The 7,503-nt window shown below is 74.0% G+C and carries 7 protein-coding genes and 1 pseudogene; 3 read left to right on the top strand and 5 right to left on the bottom strand.

Annotated features, from left to right (window positions below; translation table 11 throughout):
• The first annotated feature begins 236 nt into the window (after positions 1-236).
• Positions 237-2,363 (top strand): DUF2142 domain-containing protein, encoded by a 2,127-nt coding sequence (locus RYN42_RS18735; RefSeq protein WP_315098672.1) that lies wholly within the window; start codon positions 237-239, stop codon positions 2,361-2,363.
• A 16-nt stretch (positions 2,364-2,379) separates the two neighbouring features.
• Here the strand turns inward: RYN42_RS18735 and RYN42_RS18730 are convergent, their stop codons facing one another.
• Both RYN42_RS18730 and RYN42_RS18725 read right to left on the bottom strand, forming a co-directional pair.
• Complete coding sequence (locus RYN42_RS18730) at positions 2,380-3,309, bottom strand: glycosyltransferase family 2 protein (RefSeq protein ID WP_315098669.1); 930 nt, start codon at positions 3,307-3,309, stop codon at positions 2,380-2,382.
• A gap of 3 nt (positions 3,310-3,312) precedes the next feature.
• A complete protein-coding gene (locus RYN42_RS18725; protein ID WP_315098665.1) occupies positions 3,313-3,930 on the bottom strand; it encodes a dTDP-4-dehydrorhamnose 3,5-epimerase in 618 nt (205 codons plus the stop codon).
• Between the two features lie 128 nt (positions 3,931-4,058).
• Between RYN42_RS18725 and rfbD the strand changes: the two genes are divergently transcribed.
• On the top strand, positions 4,059-4,904 hold the full coding sequence (gene rfbD, locus RYN42_RS18720; protein ID WP_315098662.1) for a dTDP-4-dehydrorhamnose reductase: 846 nt from the start codon (positions 4,059-4,061) through the stop codon (positions 4,902-4,904).
• A gap of 54 nt (positions 4,905-4,958) precedes the next feature.
• The gene (locus RYN42_RS18715; protein ID WP_315098660.1) at positions 4,959-5,690 is read left to right on the top strand and encodes a class I SAM-dependent methyltransferase; all 732 of its coding nucleotides are present in this window, start codon (positions 4,959-4,961) and stop codon (positions 5,688-5,690) included.
• Position 5,691: 1 nt separating this feature from the next.
• On the opposite strand, the gene RYN42_RS18710 is transcribed toward RYN42_RS18715, so the two are convergent.
• The 3 genes and pseudogenes from RYN42_RS18710 to RYN42_RS18700 all read right to left on the bottom strand — a co-directional run.
• The gene (locus RYN42_RS18710; RefSeq protein WP_315098658.1) at positions 5,692-6,081 is read right to left on the bottom strand and encodes a DUF2304 domain-containing protein; all 390 of its coding nucleotides are present in this window, start codon (positions 6,079-6,081) and stop codon (positions 5,692-5,694) included.
• Positions 6,078-6,824: a glycosyltransferase family 2 protein gene (locus RYN42_RS18705; protein ID WP_315098656.1), complete on the bottom strand. Its 747-nt coding sequence runs from the start codon at positions 6,822-6,824 to the stop codon at positions 6,078-6,080. Before RYN42_RS18705 ends, RYN42_RS18710 begins: the two co-directional genes overlap by 4 nt.
• Positions 6,825-6,834: 10 nt before the next feature.
• Positions 6,835-7,503: pseudogene (locus tag RYN42_RS18700) on the bottom strand (hypothetical protein); the annotation flags it as partial.

Raw genomic sequence — 7,503 nt, 5'->3', positions numbered from 1 at the left:
GGCGTGCGCGGGGTGGCCCGCAAGACCGTCGACGCGACGCGGCGACGCCTCGGCCGCTGACGCCCCGGTGTGCCGCGCGGCGACGCGCCGGGTTCTGAGGCGGGTCGGCGCCCGTGAGAGGATGAGCGCCGATTGCGACCTGCCCGCCGCGCAGCGAGGCGCCGGACGGTGCCTCGGCGCGTGCCGGCACCGACGGTCGCCGGGACGGTACCGAGAAGGTCGGGGGAGATCGCACCATGGCGAGCTGGACGCGCCCGGCCGGACGTGAGTCCGAGCCGGTCACGCAGGACGAGACGGTCGTCCCGACGGCCGCCGTCGAGGCGACCGACCGTCCCGTCGCGTGGTGGATCCCGACGCTCGCCGTGCTCGTGGCGCTCCTCGCCGTGCTGGCCGCCGGTCTGCTGCGCCCGGGCGGCACGATCACGGGCGACGACACCCAGCACCACTCGCTGACGTCCCCGCTGCCGCAGATCTCGGCGTCCGAGCCGTACGCGGGCCGCCTGGAGGCCACGCAGGACGGGCTCGCCGAGGTGTCCGTGATCTTCGCGACGTACATGGGCACGATCGACTGCACGCTCGACGCCCGGCTCTCGGACGCGGCGACCGGGGACCCCGTCGGCTCAGGCACGGTCGACTGCGCCGCGCTGGCGGACAACGAGCTGACCCCCGTGGTCGCCTTCCCCCCGGTCCCGGACAGCGCGGGGCGCACGTACGAGCTCGACATCGCGCTGCTGCCCGGGAGCCGCGCGGGGCCGTCCGTCTGGGACACGCTGGAGGGCGAGGACGCGCTCGTCGCCGCGTACGACCCCGAGCCGACCATGGCCGGCCACGTCGACGAGATCCTCGACCGCGTCGCCGCCTACGGACCGGTGTGGGGCGGCCCCGTCGGCATCGTCGCCCTCGTCCTGTTCGCCGTGGCCGGCATCGTCCTGCTGCTCACCCGGCCGCGCTGGGGCATCGTCGCCCTGCTCGCGCTCGTCGTGGTCCGCGGGCTGCTGTGGGCGGCGCTGATCCCGCCCCTGCAGGGCATGGACGAGGGCGCGCACTTCGCCAACGTGCAGTTCATGGCCGAGGAGGGTCGCGTCCCCAACCGCGACGACCCCGCCGAGCCGTACACGCCGTACAGCGAGTCGCTGCAGGTGGCCAGCGAGGGCATGCACGTGTCCGCGATGGTCCCGACGGACCGGCCGGACTACTCGCCCGAGGCCGTCGCGGAGCTGGCGCGCGAGGACACCCGCGCGGGCACCTACTCCGACGGGGCCGGCCCCGCGGCGGGCTACGGCCCCGCCTACTACGCGCCCGCGGTGCCGTTCTACCTGCTGGCACCCGACGACACGGTGGACCAGGTGCACGCGATCCGCGTCTGGACCGTGCTGCTCGGCGCGCTCGCGACGTTCCTCGCGTGGATGTTCGGGCGCGAGGTGTTCCCGGGCCGGCGGTTCGCGCAGGCGGGCCTCGCGGTCGCGGTGGCGCTGCAGCCGATGCTCGCGCACCAGTTCGCGATCGTGAACAACGACGCCCTGGTGATCCTGGCCGGCTTCGGGGCGCTGTGGGTGGGTGCGCGGCTGACCCGCCTGGAGCGGGCGCCCTGGCTGATGCTCCTGGCCGGTGCGCTGGTCGGGTTCGGGCTCCTGGGCAAGCCGTTCGTCGTGGCCGCCGTCGTGCCGGTCGCGATCGGCTGGGTGCTGGGCAAGGTCCGGCACCGGGTGCGGTCCTGGCGTGTGCTGGTCGGGGAGCCGCTGCTGGCGGCGCTCGGCGTGGCGCTCACCTACGGGGTGTGGGTGGTCGTGGCGCGCCTGCTCGGGATCGCCACGAGCAACGGCTTCCCCGCCGCCGAGGGCGACCCGTCGGCGCGGTCGCCCTTCGTCTACCTCGCCTCGCAGTACGCCCCGGACTTCGCCGAGTTCCGGCTGATCTGGGTCACCCAGTTCTGGGGCGACTTCGGCTGGGTCAACACCCCGCTCCCGCAGGTCGTCTACAACGTGCTGTGGGCGTTCTCGCTGCTCGTGGCGCTCGGGGTGCTGGCGTGGCTGGTGGTGCTGCCGATGAAGCGTCTCCGGACCGAGGGCTCCGCCCAGCTCGACCGGCTGATCGCGGTGTGCGTCGGGTTCGGCGTCGGGACGCTCCTGCTGCTCTACGGGATCGAGTACTTCTACTTCGCGTCGTCGGGCCGGACGGACCTCCTGCAGGGCCGGTACGCGCTGATGACGGTCCCGGCGCTGCTGGCGCTGCCCGGCCTGCTCACCGCCCGGCTCAGCCGGGGCCGGTGGAGCCCGACGTGGCCGACCCTCGTCCTGGCGGCGGGCGTGCTCGTCCTGCACGCCATGTCGATCGGCGTCGTCGTCCAGCACTACTACCTCTGACGCTCGGCTCTGACGCTCAGCGCCGCCGGCCGGTCCTGCCCAGGACGCCGTCCCGCAGGCCGGCGACGAGCTGGCGCAGGCGCGAGCCCCGCGGGCTCACCGCCAGCACGTAGTACGCGGAGTACTTCACGATCCACGCCACGTAGCCCACCCGCCACGCCCAGGGCATGAGCCCGGAGCGCACCAGCAGCAGGGTGTTGCGGGCCATGTAGTAGTTGCGCAGCGGGCTGTGGATGTGGACCTCCCGCGTGCGCCCGGGCACGCGGGCCAGCCGGTCGCCCAGCTGGTGCCCGAGCCGGGCACCGACGACGCCGAAGAGCGCGTAACCGGCCCGCCGCACCCGCAGGCCCCACTCGAGGTCCACGTGGTCGATGAACCACTCCGCCCGCATCGGGCCCACCTCGTCGAGGACCTCGACCGGGACGAGGCAGCCGGAGGCGAGGAGGAAGGCGACCGGGACCAGCGCCTCGGGGTCATCGGGGACGGGTGCGCGCCGCGGCCCCCAGCGCCGGGGCTCGAACAGCAGCGTCGCCGTCTCGTCCCGGTCGTCCACGGGCAGCGGGCCGACCGCGCCGGTCCGGTCGCCACGCGCACGGGCCCGCGCCAGCCCGGCGAGCAGCTGCGCCACCATGTCCGGCGCGGGCAGGCTGTCCTGGTCCGAGAACAGGACGTGCGTCGCCCCGGCCTCCCGCGCGCGATCGCTCCCCACGTTCTGGGCGCCGCCGATCCCGACGTTCTCGGGCAGTGCCACGAAGAGCCCGCCGTCCCGCTCGACGTGCGCAGCGAGCCCGTCGCGCACGGCCGGGTCGCTGCCGTTGTCCACGACGACGACCTCGTCCACCTGGGCGGCCAGCGCGGTCAGCAGTCCTGCGGTCGTCGGGACGTCCGGCGCGTACGTGACGACGACCGCGACCACGCGCACCGGGCCGTCGGGGGCAGACGTCACCCGTCAGGCCCGCAGCGAGTCGACGTACTCCTGCACGGCGGCGAACGTGGGCAGGAGCCCGGTCCCGGCCGCCTCCGACAGGGACGGTGCCGCGAGGTCCTTCTCGGACAGCTGCGGGGTGAGGGGGCGGCCGTCGCGGGCCGTCGTGGGCCAGACGATGCCGACCTCGGGGTCGAGCGGGTGGATGCCGTGCTCGTGGCCCGGCGAGTAGCCGGCGGAGCACAGGTAGACGACCGTCGAGTCGTCCTCGAGCGACAGGAACGCGTGCCCGAGCCCCTCCGACAGGTAGATCGCCCGGCGGTCCACGTCGTCCAGCAGGACCGAGTCCCAGCGCCCGAACGTCGGCGAGCCCACGCGGATGTCCACCACCACGTCGAGCACCGCACCCTTCGGGCAGGTGACGTACTTGGCCTGACCCACCGGGACATCGGCGAAGTGGATGCCCCGCAGCACGCCGGCGGCGGACACCGAGCAGTTGGCCTGCTGCAGGTCGAGGGGGTGGCCCACGGCCTCGGCGAACGGCCCGCCCTTGAACCACTCGAGGAACACACCGCGGGGGTCCCCGAACTGCTGCGGGGTGATCTCCCAGGCCCCCGGGACCTCGAGCTCGCGGAACTTCACGTCGGCCTCTTTCCGTCAGTCGGTGTCCGGTCTGCCCTCGGCAGTCAGCGACCGCTCATCCTAACGGCGCGGCTAGGCTGGCGGACTGTGCGGCGACGGCCCGGACACGACGATCGAAGGAGTGCAGGGTGCGCTGGTTGGTGACAGGTGCGGGCGGGATGCTCGGCCAGGACCTCGTCCGACGGCTGACGGCGGACGGTCACGACGTCACGGCGGGCGACCGCACGGAGCTGGACATCGTCGACGAGGCGGCGGTCGGCCGCGCGGTGCGCGGGCACGACGTCGTGGTCAACTGCGCGGCGTGGACCGCGGTGGACGACGCCGAGACGCAGGAGGCGACGGCGTTCACCATCAACGCGACCGGCGCGGCGCTGCTCGCCCGTGCCGCGCGGGCTGCCGGCGCGCGCAGCGTCCAGATCTCCACCGACTACGTGTTCGACGGCGCCGCCACCGCCCCCTACCCGGAGGACGGCGCGCTGGCGCCGCGGTCGGCCTACGGCCGCACGAAGGCCGCGGGCGAGTGGGCCGTGCGGGCGTCGAACGACGACCACCTCGTCGTGCGTACCGCGTGGCTGTACGGGGCGGGCGGCTCGTGCTTCCCCAAGACGATCGCGCGGGTCGCGGGCGAGCGCGGCGGGCTCGACGTCGTGGCCGACCAGGTCGGTCAGCCGACGTGGACGGCCGACCTCGCCGACCTCGTCGCCCGGCTCGTCGCGGCGGGTGCGCCGTCGGGCACGTACCACGGCACCTCGTCCGGGTCCGCGTCGTGGCACGCGTTCGCGCAGGCGGTCGTCGAGGAGGCTGGCCTGGACCCCGCGATCGTGCGACCGACCACCAGCGACGCGTTCGCGCGCCCCGCGCCCCGCCCGGCGTACTCGGTGCTCGGCCACGACGCGCTCACCCGCGCGGGCATCGCACCCATCGGCGACTGGCGGGAGCGCTGGGCCGTCGCGGCCCCGAGCGTCCTGGCCTGATCTTCGTCACCGCGCACCGACCCGGACGCCCGGAAAGTCGTTAGCATCGGCCGCGTGACCCAGGAGAGACGCCGGGAGCGCGTGGACAGTGTGTACACCGCCTGGAAGGGCTGGGACGAGCCCGGGGCCTTCGCCGCGGTGGAGCGCGGTGACGACGCCTACTTCCGGTCCGAGCTGCGCGAGGTGTGCCGGTTCACCGAGGTGAGCGACGTGCTGGAGGTCGGCTTCGGCAACGGCCAGTTCCTCGGGTACTGCCGGCGCCAGGGGTGGAACGTGACGGGCACCGAGCTCCTGCCCGAGCTCGTGGGCACCGCGCGGGACGCCGGCTTCACGGCCTTGGCCGCTCACGACCTTCCCGGGCTCCCCGACGCGTCCTTCGACCTCATCGCCGGCTGGGACGTGCTCGAGCACATCCCCCCGGACCAGAGCGTGCCGTTCCTGCAGGAGCTCCGCAGCAAGCTGCGCCCGCACGGCGCCCTGCTGCTGCGCTTCCCGAACGCCGACAGCTGGCTCGGCAACGCGTTCCAGAACGGTGACCCGACGCACGTCAACGCCATCGGCGCGCACAAGCTGACGTACTACGCCCACGAGGCCGGCATGACGATCGTGCGCTTCCGCGGTGCGCGGCGGCGCGGCTTCGAGACGTCCGTGATCCACGGGGTGCACCGCATGACGGCGGGGGTGTACGCCGAGGTGGCCGGAACCCTGCGGCGCGCGATCTACTTCCCGGCGCTCAAGGTGGTCCTGTCCACGTCGGACGTCGTCTGCGTGCTCAGCCCGGAGTAGCTCAGTCCCGCGCGGACCCCGGGTCGGGACCGGTCTCCGCGGCGCGCTGACGCTCCGCCAGCTCGCTGACCTCCAGGCGCAGCAGCGCGATCTCCTCGGCGAGCGTCCGGGTCTCCTCCTCGAGGTTCGACACCTCGGCGGACAGCTGGATGCACACGAGCAGCAGGACGACGAACGCGGTGGCGAACACCAGGTTCACCGGGGTGTTGACCCCGAACACCCGCGAGAGCCAGAAGGCGAGCTGCGGGAAGATGCTCACGATCACCACGGCCGCGGCGAGAGCGATCCAGATGCCGGCGTACTTCTCCCGGATCCGGCGCGTGCGCAGCAGGAAGAACAGCAGGCCGATGACCAGGACGGACAGGCCGACGGCGAACAGGTAGCCGCTCATGCCGCGGTCCGGTCCACGGCCACGGGCTCGCTCGGCCGGGACAGGGCGATGATGAGCGCCAGCATGGCCCGCGAGAGGAAGACGGCGGCCTTCACGGGGCTGTGCGAGGGCCGTCCGCCCGCCCGCACCCGCATCTCGACGCCCACCTGGCGCACCCGCAGGCCGGCGCGCGAGGCGATGACGAGCGACTCGATGGTGTCGCCGAGGTACTCCGCGGGGTAGTTGGCGGAGAACAGCCGGATCGCCGACGGGGCGCAGGCCTTGAAGCCCGAGGTGGTGTCCGTGAGCCTCGTGCGGGCCACGCGGGAGAGCACCTTGGACAGGATGGTCATCGACCACTTGCGGGGGCCGCGGACCTCGTACTCGCCGACGCCGGCGAACCGGGCGCCGATGACGATGTCCGCCTGCTCGGCGTCGAGCGTGTCGAACAGCACCCGCACCTGGGCCGGGTCGTGCTGGCCGTCGGCGTCGAGCTGCACGGTCCGGTCGTAGCCGTTGCGGTAGGCGAAGGTGTAGCCGGCGCGCATGGCGCCGCCGACGCCGAGGTTGATCGGCAGGTCCAGGACCCGCGCGCCCGCCGCCTTCGCCACCGCCGCGGTGCGGTCCGTCGAGCCGTCGTTCACGACGAGGATGTCGGCGTCGGGAAGCGTGTCGCGCACCTCGCGGACGACGGTGCCCACGGTCTCCTCCTCGTTCCACGCCGGGACGATGATGAGCACTCTCTGCTCGGGGCTCGCGGGCATGGCCTGCACTCTACCGACCGATCAAGGGCGCTCGTGACGCCGCCACGAGGTGCACGACGACCCCGACGACGGGCCCGGCACCGAGGCTCAGGACCGCGCGGAGCTCCACGGGCAGGGGGAGCAGCAGGACGACCACGGCCGTCACGGTCGCGCAGATCCACCCCGCCGTGTAGGCCGCGTGCCGGTCGAGCGCCAGGACCGCCGCACCGGTGAGCGTGAGGAGCGCCAGCAGCGCCGCCGCGAACGTCAGGCCGGCGAGCACGAGGCCGTCCACCCGGTAGTCGGACCGGATGAGCGCCGTCATCAGCCAGGGACCGACGACGCCGGCCAGGGCGGCGCCGACCACCCCGGCGCCGAGCACGGCGAGGGCCACCGGCCGGATGGCGCCGATCCCGCGGTCGCGATGGGTGAGGAAGTGCGTGATCGCGACGCCCTGGTACGCGCCGAGGGGGATCATCAGGGGCGCCCGGGTGAGGGAGACCGCGATGAGCAGCGGCGCGGAGGCGGCGTACTCCGCGGGTGTCGAGCTCAGCCGGAGCAGCACGGGGAAGCCCACCACGAGCGCGGCGCTGGACGCGGCGGCGACGATCGCGGCACCCGCGCGGCGCAGGAACGGCCCGGTCGGCACGTCCGCCCGCGCGGCACCCGCCCGTCGGGCGGCCGGCGAGAACAGCAGCAC

The organism is uncultured Cellulomonas sp. (assembly GCF_963527515.1).
Classification (GTDB): Bacteria; Actinomycetota; Actinomycetes; order Actinomycetales; family Cellulomonadaceae; genus Cellulomonas.
The sequence above is the reverse complement of the archived record's forward strand: the minus strand, read 5'-3'. Positions and strand labels throughout refer to the sequence as shown.